Below are 23,309 nucleotides of genomic sequence, written 5' to 3'. Positions count from 1 at the left end.
GACGTGTGAGCGCGGTGGGCGGGCGAACGGGGGGCGTGATCGTGCGGTGGTCGGCGTACTTGAGGGTGGTGGGTGCGTGGGCGGTGGCGTGTGCGCTGGTCATGGCGCCGGCGGTGCCCGCGGGGGCGGGCGACGTGAGGGAGTCCCGGTCGTACCCGCGCTGTGACGGCCCGGTGTCCGGCTGCGTCGACGAGGCCGAGCGCGTGCTGGTGCGCCTGCGTGACGAGCTCGGGTGCGATCACCGCGCGCCGTTCGCCACCGTCTACGTCTCCGTCCAGCAGGCGCTGGCGGCCGCCGTCCGGCGGCCCGGCGCGTTCGAGGAACCGTCCTGGCTGGCGGGCGACCTGAACACGGGCTTCGTCGGCCTCTACCTCGCCGCCCACCGGGCGGACCGCGCCGGCTCACCCGTGCCCCGCGCCTGGCGGATCGCGTTCGACACGGCCCGGTCGGGCGACGCGAACGCGGGACAGGACGTACTGCTGGGAGCCAACGCGCACATCCAGCGCGACATGCCGTACGTCCTCGCCCGGCTCGGTACGACCCGCCCCGACGGCACCTCCCGCAAGCCGGACTACGACCGGTTCCAGTCGGTGCTGGAACGCGCCTACGGGCCCGGGGTACGGCAGGTCGCCCGGCGCTACGACCCCGTGGCCGGCCTGGCCGACGACCGGTGGAACCCGGTCGCCGGCCTCACCGTCACGCAACTGCTGCGTGTATGGCGCGAACAGGCCTGGGTGCACGCCCGGCGGCTGACGGACGCCCGGGACGACGCGGCACGCCGGCGAGTGGCGCGGGACATCGAGCACGACGCGGCGCGCTGGGCCGCACTGCTGGCGGTCGCCCAGGTCCCCGGATACCGGCGGCTGCGGGACGCCCACTGCGCGGACGGGCCGGCGGGACCACGGTCCCCTCAGCCGGTGGAGCCGGTGAAGTCCGTACGGATCGCGGCGATGTCGAACTGAAGGCGGACCTTCTCACTCACCATGGCCCCGCCCTCGGCGAGCCTGGTGTTGTAGGTCAGGCCCCAGTCGGAACGGTTGATGGTGGTGGTGCCGTCGAAGCCGACGCGCTCGTAACCGAACGGGTCGACGACATGACCGATGTAGGTGAGCTCCAGAACGACGGGGCGGGTGACGCTCTTGATGGTGAGGTCGCCGGTCATGCGGTAGACGTCCTTGCTCGCCAGTTCCACGTCCGTGCTCCTGAACGTCATGTGCGGGTACCGCGCCGAGTCCAGGAAGTCACGGCCGACCAGGTGGCCGTCGCGCTGTTCGACACCGGTGTCGATGCTCGCGGTCGACATGACGATCTCGGCCCGGGAGCGGGCCGGCCTCCGGCCGTCGAAATAGAGGCTGCTCTGGTACTGCAGGAAGCAGCCCCGCACGGTCGTCACCATGGCGTGCCGCACGGAGAACCCGATCCTGCTGTGCGCGGGATCGACCATCCAGTCTCCGGTGAGAGCCGCCAGGGCGGGATCCGGCTGGACGGCGGTGTCGGGGACCACCGCCACCGGATCCGGCTGCGTCACCGTGTGCCGGGGGGAGGAGCTGCGGCTGAACAAGTTCATGAGGCACGTAGTTACGGCATGGCGAGGAGCGCCCGCAAGGGTTGGCCAGGAGAGTCTGCGCATCCCGAACAGGACCTTCACAGATTGACGATTTATCCAGGTCGGCGGCGGTGCGCAGACCATAAGCGGAAGCATCAGGAGGTGTCGGGAGGTGTCCCCTCCCGCATGCGGCCGGCTCTCTGGGGGATGTCTTTCGGCGGCCCGAGGGAGGGAAGGAGGCCGTCCCATGCCGGCACCCTCCGCGCGCGTTCCGTCTAGCGTGTGACGCCTCCGTCGATGACCCATGTCTGTCCGGTGATGAACCCGGCCTGGGGCGAGGCGAGCAGCAGGACCGCGTCGGCGACTTCGTCGACCGTTCGCAGCCGCCGCAGCGGCGAGCGGTGCTGGATCTTCTCGCGGTCGTGCGAGGTGTCGTCCCCCGTCATGTCGCTGTCGAAGAGGGCGGGGCTGAGGGAGTTGACCCGGATGCCCAGCGGGCCGAGTTCCCGGGCCAGGCTGCGGCCGAGCCCTTCGAGACCCGCCTTGGCGGCGGCGTGGACCGCGACGCCCCGACAGCCGAGGGAAGCCTCGACTGTGGAGATGTTGACGACGCTCCCGCCGCCTGAGCGCACCATGACCCGGGCGCACACCTGGGTCAGGTGAAGGGGACCGAGCAGGTTGGCGCCGACCAGGGCCTCGATGCGTCCCGGGGCGGCGGTCAGGAACAGCTCCTGATGCAGCACCCGCGCGTTGTTGACGAGCAGGTCGAGCCGGCCGAAGCGCAGGACGACGTCGCGGCCGAAGCTCCGCAGCGCCGCGGAGTCGGTGAGGTCGACGGGCGCCCAGTGGAAGGAGTCCTGGTGCTTCTCGGCCGTCGCCTCGGTGAACCCGTTGGCCTTCCTGCTGAAGGTGGCCACGCGCCAGCCGTCGGCGAGCAGCCGCTCGACCAGCACCCGGCCGAGTCCCCGGCTGCCGCCGCTGACGACGGCGACACGGCCCTTGTCGGGTGGGCGCCGGAACAGGTCGCGGGGCGCGCTCATGACGTCCTCCTGGTCTTCTCGCGGTGTTCGGAGTACTGGTTGAGGCGTTCGGGGTGCTGGTCGCCGCCGGAGATCTCGACCAGGAGGGGCACCTCGTACGGCTCGAGGCGCTCGCCGCGGTGCTCCCTGGTCCGGCCCCGCCACGCCTGGACCACCCAGCGCCGCCCGGTCGACTCGGCGAAGTGTGGACGGTGAGCGGGGACGGTGCCGGACACCGAGCCCGCGGAGGCGGGTGGGCCGAGGACGATCGCGTGGGCGGAGAGGAGTACGTCCCACTTCTCGTCGGTCCTGCCCGCCGAGTAGGTGCCGGACATCGGGATCTTCACTCTGCTGCGGCCCTTCCTGCTCACTTTCCCTGTACCGCGTCCCGTGGCCCGGGAGCGCGGAGCGGTCGGTGCTGCGCGACGCACTCATCGTGGGCGCCCGCGTTGCAGCAGCCGCTGCAGTACTCACTGCAGTGGGTCGTCCCGGAATGACGAACGCGTCCGGCGCAACCCGGCGCGTCCGGTGAAGGGTCGGGCCCGGCGGTCATGTGATCATGAGTGGGCTTCCGGCGCGGGGCCGGCCGTGCCACCTCCTGGACGGCGAGCCCGCCACATGCAGGGACAGGGAGGAACGCGAAGATGACAGGGGACGAGACGCCCGGAACGGCCGTGGTGACCGGGGCGTCGTCGGGCATCGGTGCCGAGTACGCCGGGCAGCTGGCCGCGCGCGGCTGGGACCTGGTGCTGGTCGCCCGGCGGGTCGAGCGCCTCACCGGGCTGGCGGAACGGCTGCGCGAGGACACGGGGGCGGCGGTGGAGACGATGGCGGCCGATCTGGCCCTGTCGGCGGACCTGGCCCGGGTCGCGGAGCGGGTCGCCGCCGAGGACGTGACGCTGCTGGTCAACAACGCCGGAATCAACGGGTACGGACCGTTCGGTGAGGTGGATCCCGCCCTGCTGACCAAGGTCCTCGACGTGAACGTCGTCGCGCCCACGGTGCTGACGCGTGCCGCCGTCCCGGGCATGGCGACGCGCGGCCGGGGCGCGGTGATCAACGTGGCCTCGCTGCTGGCGTTCGCCGGTTCCCTGCCGCCCGGTCCCCTCCCGCAACGGGCCGTCTACGCGGGCACCAAGGGATACATGGTGACGTTCACCAGAACCCTCGCCGCCGAACTGACCGGCACCCCGCTGCGGGTCCAGGTCGTCTGCCCCGGCCTCACCGCCACCGAGTTCCACCTCGGCACGGGGGAGGCCCCGGTGCCGGGCGAGCGGCAGCGCGTTCACGACGAGGGCGGAATGCCGGCGGCCGACGTCGTGACCGCCTCGCTCGCCGCGCTGGCGGCCGGGGAGGTGGTGTGCGTGCCCGGCCTGACGGATGCGGAGGCCGTTGACCGTCTGGCCGCCGCGGAACTCGACGTGCGGGAGGGGTCCGCCGCCTCACTGGCCGAGCGCTACCGGACCGCCCGGACCGGATAGCGCTCGGCGGGCACCCTTCCGAAAGCCCGAGGGGTCAGGCGAACCCGGGCATGATCTGGTCGTGGACGAGGCGGAGCTGGGTGTTCACATCGGCCACCTCCGGAAGGTCGCGGCCCGTGAAGGCCCTGACGGGCGTGCGGTCGGTGATCGTGCAGATCACGTGGTTCACCCCGGTGGGGGCGATCTCCCGGCGTATCTTCTCCCGGCACTCCTCGGGTGTGCCCGCGACGGACAGGCGCTCCGCGGTCTCCGGCGTGGTCAGCTCTGTGCCACGGGCCAGATCCCCGTCGGCGATGGCCTTGATGACCGGTCTCGGCTCGCCCGGGTCGACCCCGTTGCGGCGCAGCTGCTCCTCGGGCATCGAGGAGGCGTAGATACCGACCATGCTGCGGGCCGGGTCCTTGGCGGCCGCGGAGTCGGGCCCGGTGGCGAAGACCACCCACGCTCCGATGTCCAGCGCACGCCAGTCCCTGCCCGCGCGCTCCGCTCCGGCGCGGATGTGCCGTACCGCGTAGTCGTAGGCCTCGCGGGTGTAGCTCAGTGCGTGGTGACAGCCGTCGGACAGCTCGCCCGCCGCTTCGAAGGACTTCGGCCCGCGCATCGCCCCGAGCTTGAGCGGCACCCGGGTCCGCACCGGCCGGGTGCGGGCCCAGTCGATGCGGTACTGCGCCAGCAGCCCGAAGTTGCCGCTGGACAGCACGGCCTCGGCGCGCCCGCCGGACAGTTCGTCGAGCGTGGCGACGGCCTGCGCGATCAGCGTCGGCTCGCGCAGCGTCACCGGGGAAACGCTGGGACCCAGGCGGATCCGGCTGGTCCGGCCGGCGGCCGCGGCGAAGAGGAGCCACACGTCCTTGTGCCAGGTCTCGTCGGCGGCGTAACAGGCGTGGAAGCTCAGTTCGTCGGCGAGCCGGATGGACTCCAGTGACTCCGTGAGGGGGTAGTCGGGGAGCATGGCGTAGCTGAACTTCACGTGTGTCACCTTCCGATGCGGAGCGGCGAGACGGACGTGTGGTGTTCCTGCCTTCTTCCGAGGATGTGGAAGCGAACCCTCGACTGTCCGGTGCCGTACGCCGCGTGCGATGCCGCGGAGCTCCTGCGTCCCCGGAGGGCGGTGTGGCCCTGTCGCCGACGCGACGGTGAGCCCCGCGCGATGCCCTGACGGACCGCGCCCACACAGCCGACTGTCAGTGGTGGCTGGAATGCTGCGGAGCGTGGATGAGTGGGAGTTGATGCGCGGCCGGGTCTACGGCGCCGATTACACCGACCCCGGCCCGCGGCCCGGGCGTACCTATGTCGAGCTGGTGGGCGGTCCGCTGGACGGCCTGCTCCTGGACGTCACCGGCCGGCCCGACCACATGCTGCGGGAGGGGGTGACCCTGCCTACCGAGGTAGGACGTTATGGACCGGGCGGCCGTGCCCTGTATGCGCCCAGGGCGGACGGTGGGCGCCGGTTCGACTGGCGAGGTGACATTCCCTGACCGCGTGAAAGGTCCGGGCTCCTCCGGCCCGGGCCGCCCCGAGGGCGGTACCGGGCCGGAGGAGCCCGGCACACTGCCGACGGTGAGGCGTCGGCCGTCAGCTGTTCGTCGTCGACTGTCGGTCGCCGACCGTCAGTCGCCGGACCCCGGCAGGTCCTGGTCGGTCCGCTCGGCCGTGCCGGACCGGTCTTCGCTCTCGGCCGAGGCCTGCTGGGCGGTCTCTGGGGCGGTGTAGTAGACCGAGGAGCCCTGCTTGGTGCGCTGGGCCTGGTTCCTGGCCACGAGTCCCTCGATGGTGGTACGCACCACGGTGGTCTTGATGCCGCGTTCGGGATGGGCCTGGCCGAGCGCCGTGGCGATCTCCGCCGCGGAGCGGGGTTCGCTCTGCTCGGTGAGGTGACGGCGGACGAGTTCGACCAGGGTGGGCTTGACCGTCTTGCCGGTGCTCGTCTTACCCGCCTTCTCGCTGCCGGCCTTGACCGCCTTCTCCGTGGTGGCCTTACCCGCCTTCTCCGTGGCGGTCTTGGCCGACTTAGCGGTGGTGGCCTTGACCGCCGTCTTCCGGGCAGCAGGCTTCTTCGCCGCCCCGCGGCCGCCCGCGGCGGTGCTCTTCTTCTCGGCCCGCTTCTGTGCAGCGGATGTGTCGGCGGCGTCCTCCCGAGGCGCGGGCACGGTGGTGCCGCTGGGCGCGGCCGCCGGCGCGGCGGGGGCGGACGTCAGGCCGAGCGCCTGCTGCATGTTGACCAGCACGGCGTGGTCACGCTGCAGGGCTGTCAACTGCTCCTGCAGCACGGTGATTTCCGTGCTGATGCGTTCCTGCTCGCTGGCATTGCGTTCCAGGTCACCGGCCAATTGAGCGGCGTACTGCGACGTCAGATCGGTGGTGGCGGCGGTTTCGGGCATGCGGTTGGCCTTTCCTCGTTTTCTGACCGGGCCGGCGGTGGCCCGGCGGGGGCTCAGGCGCGTGAGTTCTCGGACGGATGTCTCAGCGGCAGCGGTGGTGCAGCTGCGAGGAGCCCGGCGTGCAGATAGTACGGATGAGGACTGGGGTTTGTTGAGTTGTGGGTGGTGTGTTGGGCGGGATCTGGGCTGGGCTGTTGTGTGTTTTCTGAGAAGCACGAGGTGAGTGCTGTCTGGCGGGACGTTGGGGATGGTCTCTGACCTGGGGTTGTGTGAGTGTACTGACATTAACGGTGATGTGTTGCGGATGGTTGCTCGGGCGGGCGGCTCGAATTGTGTACGTGCGCGGGTTGAGTGTCGTAACTCCCGTTGTGGCTGGTCGAGCGGGATGGGTGCCGGCTCCCTGGAGATATGAGTTCCCTGAGTGAAGCCCAGCCGGTTCGGGCGGCGACCGGGAGTCGCGGCCCCGGGGATAAGCGAGCGGAAGTGGGCGCCGTTCCGTCCACGTTTCTTGGCTGAATTTCCTGAGCCGGTCAAGGAGTTGGGGTGCGGTCCGGGTGCGGGGCGGGCGGCCGGGATCGCGTCCGCCGGCGTCGGCCGGGGAGGTCGCCACCGGGCCCGGTGCGTCAGCAGCGGCGGGGACGTTAATCAACACGAATGGTTATGTGGCCGTGCGATGCCCCCATCGTCGGGAAGCTCGTTCATCAGCTCACACGATGCTCGGAGTAACTCCGGGTTCCGCCCCAGGTCCAGGAGCTGACATCACCGGGTGGCGGGTCACACATCCGTGCCCGCCGGCCCGCCCTCACACGTGGATGCGTCCCCACCGCCACGTCACCGCCCGCCCGGCGGCGACCGGCGCGCTTTCACGTTCCGCACTCCCGACTCTCCACCTCCGCACCCCTGTAAGGACCCTCGATGGCCCGCCGCACACCACCCGCCCCCCTCCGCGCCCTGCGCATCCTCCTCGCCGCCGCCGCACTCGCCGGCGCGTCCCTCGCCGGCGCGGCCCACGCGGCCCCGCCGGCGGACTCGGCCGGCGGATGGAACGACTACTCCTGCCGTCCCTCCCACGCCCACCCGCGGCCGGTCGTGCTGGTCCACGGCACGGGCGCCAACTCGCTCGACAACTGGTTCGTCCTGGCTCCTGATCTGGCGCGGCACGGCTACTGCGTCTTCGCCCTCGACTACGGCCAGGTGGGCCTGCCCCTGACCCACGGCCTGGGACCGATCGAGCGGTCCGCCGGGCAGCTGGGCTCGTTCGTCGACCACGTGCTCGCCACGACCGGCGCCCATGAGGTCGATGTGGTCGGCCACTCGCAGGGCGGCATGATGCCCCGCTACTACCTGAAGTTCCTCGGCGGCGCGGACAAGGTGCACCACCTCATCGGCATCGCCCCGAGCAACCACGGCACCACCCTGCACGGGCTGGCCCCCCTCGTGCGCGTGGCCGGCCGGCCGGTCGGGCTGGCCAGGACCTTCCCCGCCGTCTCCCAGCAGCTCGCCGGGTCACGCTTCCTGGCCAGGCTGAACGCCGGCGGTGACACCGTCCCTGGCGTTCACTACACCGTGCTCGCCACCCGCTACGACCTCAATGTCACCCCGTACTGGTCCCAGTTCCTGCACGGCCCGGACGTACGCAACGTCCTCATCCAGGATCTGTGCCCGGTCAACACGGCCACGCACGAGTCCATCGGCTTCACGGACCGCATCACCCACCACGAGATCCGCAACGTCCTCGACCCGGCCCACGCCACTCCCACCACCTGCGCCGCGGCCCTCTCGTAGCGCGTAGCGACCGCCAGCCGGCGAAGCCGGTGCGCCCGGCCGGAGCCGACCGGCCGGGCGCACCGGCTTCGCCCGGCCCGGTCCACGACACGGGGACGGCGTTCACCGCGCTGTCAGCGTCGTCACCAGTACGTCCCGGTGGGCGGGGCGGGTGACGTCGACCGGGTGGATCGCCGAGACGCCGTGCAGTGTGGCACGGTCGTCGCCCAGCAGCAGGGTCCCGGGCTCGCTGAGCGTGGTGCTCATCAGCTCGCTGCCGTCCGCGCCGTACACGGTGCTCTCGCCCCCGGCGGCATTGCCCCGGGCGATCAGCAGAGACGTCACCAGCGTGACTCCGTCGCGGTGGCGGCCCTCCGGTGTCGGCTGCCCCGCACGGTCCGCCGAGGCGACGACCCGGAAGGGATGCACCTTCACACTCCACTCGCGCGCGTCGGCCAGCGATGCCGCGACCCGGCCGAGCATCCGCAGCAGGGCCGACAGGACGGGATCCGCGGCGAACGACTCGGTCAGCGGTTCGAAGTGGCGGTCCCTGTCCACGTACAGCGGGTTGGTGTCCTCCGGCTGGACGAACGCGATGTGCGCCCGCCGGGTCAGCTCGCCCGAGCCCGACAAAGTGAAGTGCCCGTAGCGCCGCATACGCTGTGTGCCGGTCTCGGCCGCGTAGGTGTCCGGCGTCAGTTCGTCCCAGTGCGCACCGAACCGCCGCCAGCCCTCCGGGTCCGTCCTCAGGCACTGTGAGACGTCGGCCGACGGCATGAGGGAGAAGCCCTGCGTGGCCAGAGAGGCGCAGGTGGCGGCCAGGAGCCCGGTCGGCTGCCCGTCCGTGTCCGGGCCGGTCGGGCCGTCGGTGCGCATGCCGGTGTGGCCGTCCCGGCGCATTCCGTCCATACCGCCATGTTCCTGCTGATCTCCGGCATACGCACGCGGAGCCGGGGCGGTGCGACCGCTTCCGTGGCCCGGCGCCGCCACGCCGCCACGGCCAGACCGTACGGTGCGGGGCGGCGCCGCTGTCAGGCCTTCCTCCGCTGCCGCCGGGCCGCCATCACCGCGTACACGAGGATGCCCGCGAACAGGAACAGCACGCCCTGGTAGACCGCCGCGTACCCGGCACCCGCGACGAGCCACATCGAGAAGGCGGCCGCGACCGCCGCGACCACGGCGTCCCGTACCAGCCGCCGCCGGTTCACCAGCTCGCCCCGCCCCGAGACGAGGTGGAAGATCTGCGCAGCGGTGGCCAGCAGGTACGGCACGGTCGCGGTGAACGTGGTGACGAGCACCAGGGTCTCGAAGACCTTCGCCGAACCCGCCGTGTAGTTGTAGACGGTGAGCAGCGAGGCCAGGACGACGGTGACGCCGACGCCGACCGTCGGCACACCCCGCCGCCGGCGCGCGAAGGCGGCGGGGAACAGGCCGTCCTTGGCCGCGGCGTACGGGGTCTGGGCGCTCAGCAGCGTCCAGCCGTTGAGGCAGCCGGTCATCGACACGAGCGCGGCGAGCGCGACGGCCCAGCCGCCCCAGGTGCCGCCGAACATGGCGTTCACGGCGTCCGAGAAGGGCGCGCTGGACTCCACCAGGCGGCCGTGCGCGACCGTGCCGAAGACGGACAGGGTGCCCAGCAGGTAGACGAGCGCGGCGCCCGCGGTGCCGATCACGGTGGCGCGTCCCACGTTGCGCCGGGGGTTCTTGACCTCGCCCGCGCTCACGGCGGCGGACTCCACACCGAGGTAGGAGAAGAGCAGCAGGCCGGCGGCGGCGGACACCGCGCCGATCGAGCTGCCGCCGCTCGAGTTGAACGGGCCGAGGTTGTCCGGGTCGAAGAAGAACAGCCCGCCGACCGCCACGAGCAGCAGCGGCGCGAACTTCAGCACGGTCGAGACGAGCTGGACGGCGCCCACGTAGCGGGTACCCGCGAAGTTGGCGAGGGCGGGCAGCCACTGCAGGACGAGCGCGGCCAGGCACGCGGTCCAGACGTGGTCGCTCACGGGGATCAGCACGTCGAGGTAGCCGACGGCGGCGACGGCGAGCGCCGCGTTCGACACCCAGGTGGTGATCCAGTACGCCCAGGCGGTGAGGAAGCCGGCGAAGTCGCCGAAGGCCTCGCGGGCGTACACGTAGGGCCCGCCGGTGCGTGGGTCGCGCTGGGCCAGCCGGCCGAAGACCAGGGCGAGGGCGATGGCCCCGACGGTCAGGACGCCGAAGGCCAGCAGGCTGACCGTGCCGTACGGGGCGACGGAGGCCGGGAGCAGGAAGATGCCGCCGCCGATGATGTTGCCCATGACCAGGGCGGTGGCGACGGGGAGCCCGAAGTGGCGGGCGTGCCTGCCGGAGCCGCCGGTGGGGTCTTCCGCCGGGTTCGCGGAACCCTCGGTGTCGGCAGCGGGGGCGGGGGCCGCGGGGGTCTCCTGCGGGGCCGGAGCCGAGGGTGGAACGGTTCCGGTGACGTGCATGGGGTGGTGCGCCTCTCATCGAACTGATGTCCGGGATCGCCGGGACGCTGTCCATGGTCGGACATGCTTCGACGCGGCTCCAAATCACCCGTTTTTGTTCTGCGTGCCCCCGTCCGTCACCGCAAAAGGTGCGCTGGAGCAGGCTCTGAGCAGGGAATCGTGCAGCGACGCGCCAAGGGCGCGGACCTGAGCCGGGGGAGGGCAGAGATCATTGACCGGAGCGCCCGGGCCTCGTTCACCTGGCATGCGCCATCGGAAGATCTTGAGGTTGTTCACCCTGTCGGCCGCCGTCGCGGCCGGAATGATCGCGCACGTCAGGAGCGCGTCGGCGGTGTCGCTCGGCGGCGGCGAGTGCGTCAACCTGAACGACGGCTTCCATGCGCTGGGCGCGACCGCGCACGGCACCGGCACCCTCGCGGGCAATGCGGCCGAGGCTCCGGTCGGGGGCCCGCTGAACCCGTGCGGGGGGACGGGGCCCAGGTGGCCGGCCCGCTGGGACCGGCACTGCCGCTCGCCCTGAATGTCTTCACCTGACGTGGCACGGGCCGCAGCCGCCAGGGCAAGGCCGACGCCCGGGACGGTCGGTGTGCGGCCGTCCCGGGCGTCGTCACCGCGTCATCGGACGAGGTGCCGGTCGGGGTCTCAGACCAGGTCGAACCGGTCCAGGTCCATGACCTTGCGCCACGCCGCGACGAAGTCCGTCACGAACTTCTCCTTCGCGTCGTCGCTCGCGTAGACCTCGGCGAGCGCGCGCAGCTCGGAGTTGGAGCCGAAGACCAGGTCGGCGCGGGTGCCGGTCCACTTGACCTCGCCGGTGGCCCGGTCGCGGCCCTCGAACGTGGTCTGGTCCTCGGAGGTCGAGCTCCACGCCGTGCCCATGTCGAGCAGGTTGACGAAGAAGTCGTTCGTCAGCGTGCCCGGGGCGTCGGTGAGGACACCGGACTTCGAGCCGTCGTGGTTCGTGTCGAGGACACGGAGGCCGCCGACCAGGACGGTCATCTCCGGGGCGCTCAGCGTCAGCAGGTTCGCCCGGTCGATCAGCAGGAACTCGGCCGGGAGGCGGTTGCCCTTGCCCAGGTAGTTGCGGAAGCCGTCGGCCGTGGGCTCCAGCGCGGCGAAGGACTCCGCGTCGGTGTGCTCGTCGGTCGCGTCGACCCGGCCCGGGGTGAAGGGCACCTCGATGTCGTACCCGGCGTCCTTGGCGGCCTTCTCCACGGCCGCGGAGCCGCCGAGCACGATCAGGTCGGCCAGGGAGACCTTCTTGGCACCGGCGCCGGCGTTGAACTCGCGCTGGATGTCCTCCAGGGTGCGCAGGACCAGGGCGAGCTGGTCGGGGTTGTTGACCTCCCAGTTCTTCTGCGGCTCCAGGCGGATGCGGGCGCCGTTGGCGCCGCCGCGCTTGTCGCTGCCGCGGAACGTCGAGGCCGACGCCCACGCGGTGGAGACGAGCTGCGGGACGGTGAGGCCCGAGTCGAGGAGCTTGGCCTTGAGCGCCGCGATGTCGTCCGCGTCGATCAGCTCGCCCTCGCGCTCCGGCAGCGGGTCCTGCCACAGCAGGGTCTCCTCCGGGACCTCCGGGCCGAGGTAGAGCGACTTCGGACCCATGTCGCGGTGGGTCAGCTTGTACCAGGCGCGCGCGAAGGCGTCCGCGAACTCGTCCGGGTTCTGCCAGAAGCGGCGGGAGATCTGCTCGTAGACCGGGTCGAAGCGCAGCGCCAGGTCGGCGGTGAGCATGGCGGGGGCGATCTTCTTCGTGGCGTCGTGGGCGTGCGGGATCGTGCCCTCGCCCGCGCCGTCCTTCGGCTTCCACTGCTTGGCGCCGGCCGGGCTCTCGGTCAGCTCCCACTCGTAGCCGAAGAGGTTCTCGAAGAAGCCCATGCTCCACCGGGTGGGCGTGCTGGTCCAGGTGACCTCGAGGCCGGAGGTGATGGTGTCCGCGCCCTTGCCGGTGCCGAAGGTGTTGTTCCAGCCGAGGCCCTGCTCCTCGAAGCCCGCGGCCTCCGGGTCGGCGCCGACGGCGTCGGCCGGGCCGGCGCCGTGGGTCTTGCCGAAGGTGTGGCCGCCGGCGATCAGGGCGACGGTCTCCTCGTCGTTCATCGCCATGCGGCGGAACGTCTCGCGGATGTCACGGGCGGAGGCCAGCGGGTCCGGGTTGCCGTTCGGACCCTCGGGGTTGACGTAGATCAGACCCATCTGGACCGCGCCGAGCGGGTTCTCCAGCTCGCGGTCGCCGGTGTAGCGCTCGTCGCCGAGCCAGGTGGTCTCGGGGCCCCAGTAGACGTCCTCCTCGGCCTCCCAGACGTCGGCGCGGCCACCGGCGAAGCCGAAGGTCGTGAAGCCCATCGACTCCAGGGCGACGTTGCCGGAGAGGATCAGCAGGTCGGCCCAGGACAGGTTCTTGCCGTACTTCTTCTTGACCGGCCACAGCAGCCGGCGGGCCTTGTCGAGGTTGGCGTTGTCCGGCCAGCTGTTGAGCGGGGCGAAGCGCTGCTGGCCGGCGCCGGCGCCGCCGCGGCCGTCGCTGATGCGGTAGGTGCCGGCGCTGTGCCAGGCCATCCGGATGATGAGCGGGCCGTAGTGCCCGAAGTCGGCCGGCCACCAGTCCTGCGAGGTGGTCAGCACCTCCTCGATGTCCCGCTTCACGGCCGCCAGGTCGAGGGACCTGAACGCCTCGGCGTAGTCGAAGCCCTCGCCCATCGGGTTGGCCACGGGCGGGTTCTTGGCGAGGATCTTCAGGTTGAGCCGCTCCGGCCACCACTGACGGTTCCCGCCGCCCTGGGTCGGGTGCGGGGCGCGTGCCGTGTGCGCGACCGGGCAGCCGCTCGCGCTCTCCTCCGTTTTCGGGTCTGTGACGATGGCGTCGTGGTTCTCAGACATGGGAATCCTTCCGGACCGGGCGGTCACGGTGCTGGGGAAGTGCGAGCGGTGGTGACGGCATCGGCGGGAGACGAGCGACGCGTGGGTTCCTGGCTCTTCTCCGTCGCCGGAACCGATCCTACGATTGACACAGTCCAAGTCAAGAAGTCGCCCAGAAGCCCGGCCAGTTGAGGTTTACCGGCCGGTTGAGATCCACGCCCCCGCCCATAGACTTCGTGCACCACCGAACCCGAATAGGTGAACCGACATGAGTGACCTGCTCGAGCGGCTGCGCGGGCGTGGCTGGCGGATGACGTCCCAGCGGCGTGTCGTCGCGGAAGTCCTCGGCGGCGACCACGTCCATCTCACGGCCGACGAAGTGCACGCCCGCGCCGTGGAGCGGCTGCCCGAGATATCCCGTGCGACCGTCTACAACACCCTGGGCGAGCTCGTCTCACTGGGCGAGGTCGTGGAGGTCTCGACCGAGGGCCGCGCCAAGCGGTACGACCCCAACGCGCACCACCCGCACCAGCACCTGGTCTGCTCCGGCTGCGGCACCATCCGCGATGTGCATCCCACCGGTGATCCCCTGAGCGACCTCCCGGCCGACCAGCGGTTCGGCTTCACGGTCGTCGAGGCCGAGGTCACCTATCGCGGGCTCTGCCCGTCCTGCGCCTAGGCGTACACGACGCGACGCAGCGTGCACAGGACACGACAGACACGACCGACAGATGTCGCGCATCGTGCGGGTGGCGGCGGTCGCCCGCCTCTCAAAGCCAGGCTTTGAGGTCTCCAAAGTTGAAGTGTTAAGGTTTCTGTATGAAATCAGCAGCCGCGCCCGCCATGCCTCGGAGTGTTCCGCTCCTCGTGGCGCGCCTGCATGTGGACCTCTGTCGCTGTATGTCCGCGACCTGTTGTCCCTGAGGTCGTTCACGTACGACGTCACGCCGCGGCGGTGCTGCTGACCCTCTTCCCCGGGGGCCGCTGCTCTCGTACGCCACTTGCCCGCAAGTCCCTGCGCGTCCCCATCGGAGCATGTCCGTGTCTTCGAACACGAAATCCTTCAGAGTGCCCTTCTGGGCCCAGATCATCGCCGGTCTCGTCCTGGGCGTCCTGCTCGGCTGGCTCGCCCGCAGCCAGGACGTCTCCTGGCTGGTGACGACCCTCGAGAAGATCGGCAGCATCTTCATCGGCCTGCTCAAGCTGGCCGTCGCCCCGCTCGTCTTCTTCGCCATCCTCGTCTCGATCACCAACCTGCGGAAGGTCACCAACGCGGCCCGCCTGGCCACGCGCACCCTCCTCTGGTTCATGATCACCTCGCTGATCGCGGTGGCCATCGGCATCGTCATCGGCCTGGTCACCAACCCCGGCTCCGGCACCGGCCTCACCCCGAAGGACGGGGCGAAGCCCGAGCACACCGGTTCCTGGATCGACTTCCTGACCGGCATCGTGCCGACCGACGTGATCACCCCGTTCACCGAGCTGAACGTGCTGCAGATCGTCTTCATGGCCGCCGTCGCCGGTATCGCCGCCCTCCAGCTCGGCGACAAGGCCCAGCCGATCCTCACCCTGAGCGAGTCCGTCCTCGAACTCCTCCAGAAGGCCCTGTGGTGGGTCATCCGCCTGGCCCCGCTCGGCACCGTCGGCCTCATCGGCAACGCCATCGCCACCTACGGCTGGGACCTGATCGGCAAGTACGCCACCTTCACCGCCGACATCTACGTCGGCTGCGCGCTGGTGATGTTCGTGGTCTACCCGGCGCTGCTGGCCGGCGTGGCCAAGCTCAGCCCGATCCAGTTCTTCAAGGGCGCCTGGCCCGCGATCCAGCTGGCGTTCGTCTCCCGCTCCTCGGTGGGCACGATGCCGCTGACCCAGAAGGTCACCGAGCGTCTCGGCGTCCCGAAGGAGTACGCGTCCTTCGCCGTGCCGTTCGGCGCGACGACCAAGATGGACGGCTGCGCGGCCATCTACCCCGCGATCGCGGCGATCTTCGTCGCCCAGATCTTCGACATCCAGCTGAGCGTCGGCGACTACCTGCTGATCGCCTTCGTGTCGGTGGTCGGTTCCGCCGCCACGGCCGGCCTCACCGGTGCGACGGTCATGCTGACCCTCACGCTCTCCACCCTGGGCCTGCCCATGGAGGGTGTGGGTCTGCTCCTCGCGATCGACCCGATCCTGGACATGATGCGCACCGCGACCAACGTCGCCGGACAGGCCCTGGTGCCGGTCCTGGTCTCCGCCCGCGAGAACCTGCTCGACCGCACGGCGTACGACAAGGCGCACAGCTCGCCGCTGGACGAGCCGGAGCCGGCGCCGGCGGACCGGGTCCCGGCCGCGGCCTGAACCCGGACCACCGCGTCGTGACGGTGGCGTCCTGAGGACAGCCGCTTACGGCCGCGGAACAAGTGCAGAGAAAGCGGAGGGCCCCCGGCAGTCATGCCGGGGGCCCTCCGCCGTCGCAGGTGGGCGGGCCGTCGGTCAGTGACCGGCGGCCAGTTCCCCGCTCAGCTTGCCGTGCAGCCGGGCGCTGGGCTCGTTCAGGCCGACGATCTCGACGGTCTTGCCGCGCTGGGCGTACTTCGTCTCGATGGCGTCGAGGGCGGCCACGGAGGAGGCGTCCCAGACATGGGCGGCGGACAGGTCGATGACGACCTTGCCGGGGTCGGTGGCGTACCGGAACTGTCCGACGAGGTCGTTGGACGAGGCGAAGAACAGCTCGCCGGTGACGCGGTAGACGACCGTGGTGTCGTCGGGGTCGGTGACGGCGGTGACCTCGGCGAGGTGGGCGACGCGCTTGGCGAAGACGACCATCGCGGTGATCGTGCCGACGACGACACCGATGGCGAGGTTGTGGGTGGCGACCACGACGATCACGGTGATGACCATGACGGCGATCTCGCCGGTGGGCATCCGCTTGAGCGTCTTCGGTGCGATGGAGTGCCAGTCGAAGGTGCCGAAGGCGACCATGACCATCACGGCGACCAGGGCGGCCATGGGGATGTCGGAGACGACGGGGCCGAAGACGACGCACAGCACCATCAGGAACGCACCGGCGAGGAAGGTGGAGACGCGGGTGCGGGCACCGGACACCTTCACGTTGATCATCGTCTGTCCGATCATGGCGCAGCCGCCCATGCCGCCGAAGAAGCCCGTGACGATGTTGGCGATGCCCTGGCCGACGGACTCACGGGTCTTGCTGGAGCGGGTGTCGGTGATGTCGTCGACCAGCTTGGCGGTCATCAGCGACTCCATCAGGCCGACCAGCGCCATCGCCAGGGCGTAGGGCGCGATGGTCGTGAGGGTGTCCAGCGTGAAGGGCACGTCGGGCAGGCCCGGCCTGGGCAGCGAGGAGGGCAGCTCGCCCTTGTCGCCGACGGTGGGCACGGCGATGCCGGCGGCGACGGTGATGACGGTCAGGACGACGATGGACACCAGCGGGGCGGGGATCACCCGGGTGACCCGCGGGAAGAGCACCAGCAGCACGAGACCGCCGATGAGCAGCGGATACACGGCCCAGGGCACGTCGTGCAGCTCCGGGACCTGCGCCACGAAGACCAGGATGGCCAGGGCGTTGACGAAGCCGGTCATCACCGAGCGGGGCACGAACCGCATGAGCCTGGCCACGCCGACCGCGCCGAGAACGACCTGGAAGACACCGGCCAGGATGACGGTCGCGACCAGGTAGCTCAGACCGTGCTCGCGGTTGACGGGAGCGATCACCAGGGCGACGGCGCCGGTGGCCGCGGAGATCATCGCCCGGCGCCCGCCGACGATCGAGATGGTGACGGCCATGGTGAAGGAGGCGAACAGGCCGATCGCCGGGTCGACCCCGGCGATGATCGAGAACGAGATCGCCTCGGGGATCAGCGCCAGGGCGACGACCAGGCCGGCCAGCACCTCGGTGCGCCAGACCTTCGGATCGCGCAGCCAGTCGGGACGCAGGCCGCGCAGCCGCGCCGCGGGGGAGGCGACGGAAACGGAAGAGGACAAGGGAGCAGTCACCTGTCGTACTCGGGCACGCCCCGGTGAACGGACAGAGGCGGGCGAGAGGGACGCGGAGCGGCCGGACGGCACCCCGCGGACGGCTCCGCGAGGCGGAACCGGAAGTCGAGGAGAGGAAGAGACGGAGGCAGAGGATCCCAAGGCGCGCGTCAGCGCGGACGGACCCCGCCCCCGTGAGCGGGGGAGCGAGGGATCACGGCGGACAGGCGGCGGCGCCGGGCCTCGTGGACTCGCGCACGCGTCTCTCCTGCCAGGGTGGTCGGGTCCTCGCCGGGGGCTGAAGCCGGTCCCGACACGGCAACGGCGGGGCGGCGGTGGGCCGCCCACGCCGTCCTTAACTCTACCCTAACGTTAGAGTAGAGATCGGCCGGCTCGTGAGCGGAGCGGCCTGCCGGGGACGGAAGAGCCGGAGGAACACGGGCGTGGACGCCAAGCACATGCAGATCGGCGAGGTCGCCGCACGGACCGAGCTGTCCCTGCGCACCATCCGGCACTACGAGGAGACCGGCCTCGTCGTGCCCTCCGCCCGGTCCCAGGGCGGATTCCGCCTCTACACCGAGACCGACGTACAGCGGCTCATGGTCATCCGCCGTATGAAGCCGCTCGGTTTCACCCTGGAGCAGATGCGCGACCTCCTGGACGCCACCGACCGCCTCGACGCCGACGGCGACCTGGCCGCCGACGAACGGGAAGCCCTGCTCGAGCGGGTGCGCGCCTACGAGCGGGCCGCCGCCGAACAGATGGCGAAGCTCCGGGTGCAGCTGGCACGCGCCGAGGACTTCGCCGCCACGCTGCGTTCCCGCCTGGCGCAGGACACCCCGGGAACGGGCGGACCTGCCTGATCACCTGATCGGTTGATCGGTACGTGGTGAGGTCAGCGGTCGCCCGCCCGCTCCGCGTAGGCGGGCTGCCACATCGCGTCCTGAACGGCCTGGACGAGATTGCCGTGGGTGCGGGTGGCGACCCCGTCCCCGGCGGCCGCCTCGGCGACCGCGACGGCGACGACGGCTGAGGAGGCGCGCAGGTTCCGTACCGGCGGCAGCAGTGAGGCACCCGGCTCGGAGACGTCGACCTGCCCGGCGACCGCGGTCGCCGCGGCCAGCAGCATCCCGTCGGTGATGTGCTCGGCGCCGGCCACGACGGCGCCCAGCCCCAGGCCCGGGTAGAGCAGGGCGTTGTTGGCCTGCCCGATCGTGTAGGTGGTGCCGTCGTACGTGACCGGGTCGACCGGGATGCCGACGGCCATGAGGGCCTTGCCCTTCGACCACGGGATCGCCTGGTCCGGCATCACCTCGATGCGTGAGCCCGGGTTGGACAGGGGCAGCAGGACCGGACGTTCCACCCCGGCGCACAGGGCCTCGACTACCTCCTGGGTGAACGCGCCGTGCACGGTGGAGGTGCCGACGAGGATCGTCGGCCTGACCTGCCGGACGGCGGTGAGCAGGTCGATCCTCCCGTCGGTGCGCGGCCAGTCCCGCACCTCCTCGGCCGGGCGGGCGTACGCCGACTGGTAGTCGGGCAGGCCGTCCATGTCGTCACTGACCAGGCCGTCCTTGTCGACCAGCCACACCTGGGATGCCGCCTGTTCCGGGGTGCGGCCCGCACGGACCATCGCGGCGGAGATCTGGTCGGCGATGCCGGTGCCGGCGGTGCCCGCGCCGAAGACGACGAGACGCTGGTCGGCGACGGACTGCCGGGTGACCTCGAGCCCGGAGAGCACCGAGGCCATGACGATCGCCCCGGTGCCCTGCAGGTCGTCGTTGAAGATCCGGTGATCCTTCGCGTTGCCGACCAGGATGCGCCGGGCGTGCGACGGGCCGAAGTCCTCGAAGTGCAGCAGCGCCCGCGGGAACAGCTCGGCGGCGGTGGACAGGTACAGCGCGACGAAGTCGTCGTAGGCCGTGCCGGTCACCCGGGCGTGCCGGTTGCCCAGGTACATCGGGTCGTTGAGCAGCACCTGGTTGTCGGTGCCGACGTCGAGGTTGACCGCGATCACCCGCTCCGGGTGGAGGCCGGCGGCGGCGGTGTAGACGGCGAGTTTTCCGACGGAGATGTCGGTGCCGTTGACTCCCCAGTCGCCGATCCCGAGGATCTGCTGCGCGTCGGAGACGACGATCAGATCGACGTCGTCCGGGCCCAGCCCGAGGGTCTCGAAGGAGGCCCGCACGTCCTGCGGCCGGTCGACGGACAGGTACACCGCCCGGGAGCGGCGGTAGTCATGGCTCCACTGCTGGATCGCGTCGCCCACCGTCGGGTCGTAGACCACGGGCAGCAGCTCGGGCAGATGGTCGAGCAGGAGCTTGAAGTAGAGCGTCTCGTTGCGGTCGTGCAGCGCGTCCAGATAGAGGTACTTGGCCAGGTCCGTGGGCTGCCGGCCCAGCTGGGCGTAGGCGCGGGCCGCCTGCTGGTCGAGGGTCTCCACCGCCGCCGGGAGACGGCCGGTCAGGCCGAGCCGTTCGCGCTCCGCGTGGGTGAAGGCGGTCCCGCGGTTGCGCAGCGGGTCGCACAGCGCGGCCGGGACCGTGGACGTCACGACGCCGTTCACGTACTCCATGCTGACGCGGCCCGCGCATGCGCTCAACTCGGGCAGCGGCACCGTACGGCCGTCCGGCGCGCACGTTCCGGGCCCGGCCGGCTCGCTGCGGTGGCCCGGCGCCCCGGTCCGTGGTTGCCTGAACGCGCCGGAGACCAAGGAGAGTGCCTGTCATGCCGGTCTACGACCGCGACACCGTCCCGGAGCGGGTGGGGCGGGGGACACTGGACCCCGAGCTGGCGGCGTGGCTGCCCACGGGTCCGGTCCTCGGCGCCGACGAACCGGTCGCCGACGCCCGGCGCGCTCACCGTGTCCTGGGCGAGGTGCCGCTGCCGTCCGTCGGCGCGGTGGAGCACCTGGTCCTCGACGGGCCGTACGGCTCGCTGCCGGTGCGCGTGCACACCCCCACCGAGGCGGCCGGCACACCCTGCGGTGCCCTGGTGTACCTGCACGGCGGCGGTTTCACGGTGGGCACCCTCGACGAGTTCGAGCTGCCCCTGCGGATCATCGCCGAGGGCGCCGGGATCAAGACCTACGCCGTGGACTACCGGCGCGCACCCGAGTTCAAGTTCCCCACCCAGCTGGAGGAGAACGAGCACGCCGTGCGCTGGCTGTTCGACCACGCCGGTGAACAGGGCGTGGACCCCGCCAGGATCGCGCTGGGCGGTGACTCCGCGGGCGGGAACATGACCTGCGTGCTCGCGCTCAGGTTCCGTGACGGGAACGGCCCCGCGCTCGCGCTCCAGGTGCCCCTGTTCCCGGAGACGGCCTTCCCCGCCGACACCCCCGCCGCGAGCGAGAACCGCTCGGGGCTCTACCTGGAGTCCAACGGCATCTTCCAGATGATCCGCAACCTCGTGCGGAACACCGACGACGTCCGCCAGCCGTACATCACCCCGCTCAACGCCGCGTCCCACGCCGGGCTGCCCCCGACGATCCTGGTCACCAACGGCTTCGACCCCCTGCGCGACGTCGGCCACGCCTACGCCCGCGCACTCGCCGCCGCCGGCAACGACCTCACCTACGTCCACCACCCGGACCTCACCCACGGCTTCCCCCAGTTCAGCCACTACTCGCGGGCCTGCCGCAGGGCCACCGAGGAGCTCGCCGGTCTGATCAGGGCGCGCCTCGGCCGGCCCGCGTCCCGCACCGAGGGCTGACCGGGTCCCGCACACCGCGAGTTGACCCTCCCCTTACGTCAGGCCTGACACTGCAGGCCGACGAAAGGGCAGGTGGATGAGTTACTCCGTGGGTCAGGTGGCGGCTTTCGCCGGGGTGACGGTGCGTACGCTGCATCACTACGACAAGGCGGGACTGCTCTCGCCCAGTGACCGCAGCCACGCGGGCTACCGGCTGTACGGCGACGCCGACCTGGTCCGGCTCCAGCAGATCCTCTTCTACCGGGAACTCGGTTTCTCCCTCGACGAGATCGCCGCGATCTTCCAGGATCCGCAGGCGAACGCCCTGGAACAGCTCCGGGCCCGGCAACGTCAGCTGACCGAGGAGATCGCCAGGCTGCAACGGCTGGCCGAGGTGGCGGAACGGGCGATCGAGGTGCAGCAGACCGGGGTGTCCCTGACACCTCAGGAACGCTTCGAGGTCTTCGGCGAGATCACCTTCGACCTGAGCTATGCCACCGAGGCGGAGCTGAAATGGGCGCGGTCGGAGGGACAGCGCGAGTCGATGGCGCGGGCGGCCGCCCACACCAAGGAGGACTGGCGGCAGCTCATGGGCGAGGCCGCCGCCTGGCGCGCGGAACTGCTCGCGGCCTTCGACGAGCGGGAGCCGGGCGACGGTGAGCGGGCCATGGACCTTGCCGAGGAGCACCGTCTGCACATCTCCCGCTGGTTCACCTCCTGCCCGCCCGACATGCACCGGCGCATCGCGGACGACTTCGTCGCCGACCCACGCGCCTTCGCCCTGGTCGTACCGCCGTCGCAGCAGCGCCCCGGCCTGGCCGCCTACCTGTGCAAGGCGGTCCACGCCAACGCGGCCCGGCACGAAGGCGGCCGTACCGGCTCCGAGGAGAACCGATGAGGATCCTGCTGGCCGCGGCCGGATCGCGCGGCGACGTGGCGCCCTACACGGGCCTCGGCGCCGCACTGCGCCGGGCCGGACACGATGTCACCCTCGCCACCACGGACGCCTTCGCACCCCTCGTGCACGACGCCGGACTGGAGTTCCGCGCTCTGCCCGCCGACCACCGGGGGCGGGGCGGTGTCACGGGCAGGCGCGAACTGATGCGCACCGCCGCCGCGTTCGTCACCGAACTGGGCCAGGGGTTCGCCGACGCGATGGACGACGGCACGGACCTGCTCCTGCTGTCGGCCACCACGGCCCCGCTCGGCTGGCACCTCGCCGAGGCCACGGGCGTACCGAGCCTCGGTGCGTACCTCGTGCCCACCGCGCCGACCGGCGACTTCCCGCCCGTCGTCACCGGCTCCCGCTCCCTGGGCCGCCCCGCCAACCGCATGGCCGGCCGCTTCGCCCTCCGTATGACCGACCGCCTCTACGACCAGGCGGTCGCGCGGCTGCGCCACCGCCTCCGGCTGCCCCCGGCCTCCCCCTCCATGACGCGCCGACGGCTGGAGCAGGAGAACTGGCCCGTCCTGTACGGCTTCAGCACGGCCCTGGTGCCCCGCCCCTCCGACTGGCGCCCCGGCCTGGAGGTCGTGGGCAACTGGTGGCCCCAGCACGCCGCGGACGAACGGCTGCCGACGGAGCTGGAGGGCTTCCTGGGTGCCGGGCCCCGGCCCGTCCTCATCGGCTTCGGAAGCATGGCGGCCGGTGACGGGGAACGGCTGAGCGAGCTCGCCGTACGGGCCCTGCGGCGCGCCGGGCTGCGCGGCATCCTCCAGTCCGGCAGCGCGGGACTCGCGGCCGAGGGCGACGACGTGCTCACCGTCCAGGACGTACCGCACGCCCTGCTGTTCCCGCGGCTCGCCGCGGTGGTCCACCACGCCGGGGCGGGGACCTCGGCGGCCGCGCTGTGCGCCGGGGTTCCCGCGGTCACCGTGCCGGTGACCGCGGACCAGCCCTTCTGGGCGCGGCGGCTGGCCGCGATCGGCGCCGCCGCCGAGCCGATCCCCTTCCGGGACCTCACCGCCGAGCGGCTCGCCGAAGCCCTCGTCGACGTCACACGGCAGCAGACTTTCACGCGCGCCGCCGCGACCGCCGCGCAGCACATGGCGACCGAGGACGGAGCGGGCCGGGTCGTCGCGGCCGTCCAGCGGCTGACCGGGAGATGATTCCCCGCCGA

At 71.4% G+C, this 23,309-nt stretch carries 21 protein-coding genes; 11 read left to right on the top strand and 10 right to left on the bottom strand.

The window, feature by feature from the left end; genetic code table 11:
* Window positions 1-5 precede the first annotated feature (5 nt).
* Window positions 6-962 (top strand): DUF5995 family protein, encoded by a 957-nt coding sequence (locus IE242_RS08205; protein WP_189856880.1) that lies wholly within the window; start codon window positions 6-8, stop codon window positions 960-962.
* On the opposite strand, the gene IE242_RS08200 is transcribed toward IE242_RS08205, so the two are convergent.
* The 3 genes from IE242_RS08200 to IE242_RS08190 form a co-directional block, all read right to left on the bottom strand.
* Window positions 911-1,567 carry a YceI family protein gene (locus tag IE242_RS08200; protein ID WP_189856878.1) on the bottom strand — a complete coding sequence of 219 codons (657 nt, stop codon included), beginning with the start codon at window positions 1,565-1,567 and terminating at the stop codon, window positions 911-913. The genes IE242_RS08205 and IE242_RS08200 overlap by 52 nt on opposite strands.
* A gap of 254 nt (window positions 1,568-1,821) precedes the next feature.
* Window positions 1,822-2,586: an SDR family NAD(P)-dependent oxidoreductase gene (locus IE242_RS08195; RefSeq protein WP_189856876.1), complete on the bottom strand. Its 765-nt coding sequence runs from the start codon at window positions 2,584-2,586 to the stop codon at window positions 1,822-1,824.
* Window positions 2,583-2,900 (bottom strand): hypothetical protein, encoded by a 318-nt coding sequence (locus tag IE242_RS08190; protein WP_189856874.1) that lies wholly within the window; start codon window positions 2,898-2,900, stop codon window positions 2,583-2,585. Before IE242_RS08190 ends, IE242_RS08195 begins: the two co-directional genes overlap by 4 nt.
* Before the next feature lie 309 nt (window positions 2,901-3,209).
* On the opposite strand from IE242_RS08190, the gene IE242_RS08185 reads away from it, so the two are divergent.
* Window positions 3,210-4,046 carry an SDR family NAD(P)-dependent oxidoreductase gene (locus tag IE242_RS08185; RefSeq protein ID WP_189856872.1) on the top strand — a complete coding sequence of 279 codons (837 nt, stop codon included), beginning with the start codon at window positions 3,210-3,212 and terminating at the stop codon, window positions 4,044-4,046.
* A 34-nt stretch (window positions 4,047-4,080) separates the two neighbouring features.
* Here the strand turns inward: IE242_RS08185 and IE242_RS08180 are convergent, their stop codons facing one another.
* Window positions 4,081-5,016, bottom strand: coding sequence for an LLM class flavin-dependent oxidoreductase (locus tag IE242_RS08180; RefSeq protein WP_189856870.1), 936 nt, complete (start codon window positions 5,014-5,016; stop codon window positions 4,081-4,083).
* A gap of 241 nt (window positions 5,017-5,257) precedes the next feature.
* On the opposite strand from IE242_RS08180, the gene IE242_RS08175 reads away from it, so the two are divergent.
* Entirely contained in the window at window positions 5,258-5,524 is a 267-nt protein-coding gene (locus IE242_RS08175) for a hypothetical protein (protein ID WP_189856868.1), read from the top strand.
* A 132-nt stretch (window positions 5,525-5,656) separates the two neighbouring features.
* On the opposite strand, the gene IE242_RS08170 is transcribed toward IE242_RS08175, so the two are convergent.
* Window positions 5,657-6,427, bottom strand: a complete 771-nt coding sequence (locus IE242_RS08170) for a hypothetical protein (protein WP_189856866.1) — start codon at window positions 6,425-6,427, stop codon at window positions 5,657-5,659.
* A 915-nt stretch (window positions 6,428-7,342) separates the two neighbouring features.
* Here IE242_RS08170 and IE242_RS08165 point away from each other — a divergent pair.
* Entirely contained in the window at window positions 7,343-8,212 is an 870-nt protein-coding gene (locus tag IE242_RS08165) for an esterase/lipase family protein (RefSeq protein WP_189856864.1), read from the top strand.
* A gap of 102 nt (window positions 8,213-8,314) precedes the next feature.
* Here the strand turns inward: IE242_RS08165 and IE242_RS08160 are convergent, their stop codons facing one another.
* The gene (locus tag IE242_RS08160) at window positions 8,315-9,100 is read right to left on the bottom strand and encodes a 2OG-Fe dioxygenase family protein (protein WP_229858463.1); all 786 of its coding nucleotides are present in this window, start codon (window positions 9,098-9,100) and stop codon (window positions 8,315-8,317) included.
* A 122-nt stretch (window positions 9,101-9,222) separates the two neighbouring features.
* Entirely contained in the window at window positions 9,223-10,659 is a 1,437-nt protein-coding gene (locus IE242_RS08155; protein WP_189856862.1) for an amino acid permease, read from the bottom strand.
* 262 nt (window positions 10,660-10,921) lie between these two features.
* Between IE242_RS08155 and IE242_RS08150 the strand changes: the two genes are divergently transcribed.
* Window positions 10,922-11,179, top strand: a complete 258-nt coding sequence (locus tag IE242_RS08150) for a chaplin family protein (RefSeq protein ID WP_229858458.1) — start codon at window positions 10,922-10,924, stop codon at window positions 11,177-11,179.
* A gap of 122 nt (window positions 11,180-11,301) precedes the next feature.
* On the opposite strand, the gene katG is transcribed toward IE242_RS08150, so the two are convergent.
* On the bottom strand, window positions 11,302-13,536 hold the full coding sequence (gene katG / locus IE242_RS08145) for a catalase/peroxidase HPI (protein WP_189856858.1): 2,235 nt from the start codon (window positions 13,534-13,536) through the stop codon (window positions 11,302-11,304).
* Window positions 13,537-13,783: 247 nt separating this feature from the next.
* Between katG and IE242_RS08140 the strand changes: the two genes are divergently transcribed.
* Both IE242_RS08140 and IE242_RS08135 read left to right on the top strand, forming a co-directional pair.
* Window positions 13,784-14,194, top strand: coding sequence for a Fur family transcriptional regulator (locus IE242_RS08140; RefSeq protein ID WP_189856856.1), 411 nt, complete (start codon window positions 13,784-13,786; stop codon window positions 14,192-14,194).
* 356 nt (window positions 14,195-14,550) lie between these two features.
* Window positions 14,551-15,858: a dicarboxylate/amino acid:cation symporter gene (locus IE242_RS08135; RefSeq protein ID WP_189856854.1), complete on the top strand. Its 1,308-nt coding sequence runs from the start codon at window positions 14,551-14,553 to the stop codon at window positions 15,856-15,858.
* A 135-nt stretch (window positions 15,859-15,993) separates the two neighbouring features.
* Here IE242_RS08135 and IE242_RS08130 read toward each other — a convergent pair whose 3' ends face one another.
* Window positions 15,994-17,505: a SulP family inorganic anion transporter gene (locus IE242_RS08130; RefSeq protein ID WP_189856853.1), complete on the bottom strand. Its 1,512-nt coding sequence runs from the start codon at window positions 17,503-17,505 to the stop codon at window positions 15,994-15,996.
* A gap of 434 nt (window positions 17,506-17,939) precedes the next feature.
* On the opposite strand from IE242_RS08130, the gene IE242_RS08125 reads away from it, so the two are divergent.
* The gene (locus tag IE242_RS08125; RefSeq protein WP_189856851.1) at window positions 17,940-18,359 is read left to right on the top strand and encodes a MerR family transcriptional regulator; all 420 of its coding nucleotides are present in this window, start codon (window positions 17,940-17,942) and stop codon (window positions 18,357-18,359) included.
* 32 nt (window positions 18,360-18,391) lie between these two features.
* Here IE242_RS08125 and IE242_RS08120 read toward each other — a convergent pair whose 3' ends face one another.
* Window positions 18,392-20,062 carry an NAD-dependent malic enzyme gene (locus tag IE242_RS08120; RefSeq protein WP_229858455.1) on the bottom strand — a complete coding sequence of 557 codons (1,671 nt, stop codon included), beginning with the start codon at window positions 20,060-20,062 and terminating at the stop codon, window positions 18,392-18,394.
* 161 nt (window positions 20,063-20,223) lie between these two features.
* On the opposite strand from IE242_RS08120, the gene IE242_RS08115 reads away from it, so the two are divergent.
* From IE242_RS08115 to IE242_RS08105, 3 genes are all read left to right on the top strand, one after another.
* Window positions 20,224-21,210: an alpha/beta hydrolase gene (locus IE242_RS08115; protein WP_189856847.1), complete on the top strand. Its 987-nt coding sequence runs from the start codon at window positions 20,224-20,226 to the stop codon at window positions 21,208-21,210.
* A 76-nt stretch (window positions 21,211-21,286) separates the two neighbouring features.
* Entirely contained in the window at window positions 21,287-22,087 is an 801-nt protein-coding gene (locus IE242_RS08110; RefSeq protein ID WP_189856845.1) for a MerR family transcriptional regulator, read from the top strand.
* Window positions 22,084-23,298, top strand: a complete 1,215-nt coding sequence (locus IE242_RS08105) for a glycosyltransferase (RefSeq protein ID WP_189856842.1) — start codon at window positions 22,084-22,086, stop codon at window positions 23,296-23,298. Before IE242_RS08110 ends, IE242_RS08105 begins: the two co-directional genes overlap by 4 nt.
* Window positions 23,299-23,309 lie beyond the last annotated feature (11 nt).

The organism is Streptomyces poonensis (genome assembly GCF_014650915.1).
GTDB lineage: Bacteria > Actinomycetota > Actinomycetes > Streptomycetales > Streptomycetaceae > Streptomyces > Streptomyces poonensis.
The sequence above is the reverse complement of the archived record's forward strand: the minus strand, read 5'-3'. Positions and strand labels throughout refer to the sequence as shown.

Bases quoted from the DNA above. Each gene is read 5' to 3' on its own strand.
- IE242_RS08105 (WP_189856842.1), top strand. From the start codon at position 22,084: ATGAGGATCCTGCTGGCCGCGGCCGGATCGCGCGGCGACGTGGCGCCC.
- IE242_RS08185 (WP_189856872.1), top strand. From the start codon at position 3,210: ATGACAGGGGACGAGACGCCCGGAACGGCCGTGGTGACCGGGGCGTCG.
- IE242_RS08195 (WP_189856876.1), bottom strand. From the start codon at position 2,586: ATGAGCGCGCCCCGCGACCTGTTCCGGCGCCCACCCGACAAGGGCCGT.
- IE242_RS08160 (WP_229858463.1), bottom strand. From the start codon at position 9,100: ATGGACGGAATGCGCCGGGACGGCCACACCGGCATGCGCACCGACGGC.
- katG (WP_189856858.1), bottom strand. From the start codon at position 13,536: ATGTCTGAGAACCACGACGCCATCGTCACAGACCCGAAAACGGAGGAG.
- IE242_RS08165 (WP_189856864.1), top strand. From the start codon at position 7,343: ATGGCCCGCCGCACACCACCCGCCCCCCTCCGCGCCCTGCGCATCCTC.
- IE242_RS08170 (WP_189856866.1), bottom strand. From the start codon at position 6,427: ATGCCCGAAACCGCCGCCACCACCGATCTGACGTCGCAGTACGCCGCT.
- IE242_RS08135 (WP_189856854.1), top strand. From the start codon at position 14,551: ATGTCCGTGTCTTCGAACACGAAATCCTTCAGAGTGCCCTTCTGGGCC.
- IE242_RS08110 (WP_189856845.1), top strand. From the start codon at position 21,287: ATGAGTTACTCCGTGGGTCAGGTGGCGGCTTTCGCCGGGGTGACGGTG.
- IE242_RS08190 (WP_189856874.1), bottom strand. From the start codon at position 2,900: ATGTCCGGCACCTACTCGGCGGGCAGGACCGACGAGAAGTGGGACGTA.
- IE242_RS08115 (WP_189856847.1), top strand. From the start codon at position 20,224: ATGCCGGTCTACGACCGCGACACCGTCCCGGAGCGGGTGGGGCGGGGG.
- IE242_RS08200 (WP_189856878.1), bottom strand. From the start codon at position 1,567: ATGAACTTGTTCAGCCGCAGCTCCTCCCCCCGGCACACGGTGACGCAG.
- IE242_RS08155 (WP_189856862.1), bottom strand. From the start codon at position 10,659: ATGCACGTCACCGGAACCGTTCCACCCTCGGCTCCGGCCCCGCAGGAG.
- IE242_RS08140 (WP_189856856.1), top strand. From the start codon at position 13,784: ATGAGTGACCTGCTCGAGCGGCTGCGCGGGCGTGGCTGGCGGATGACG.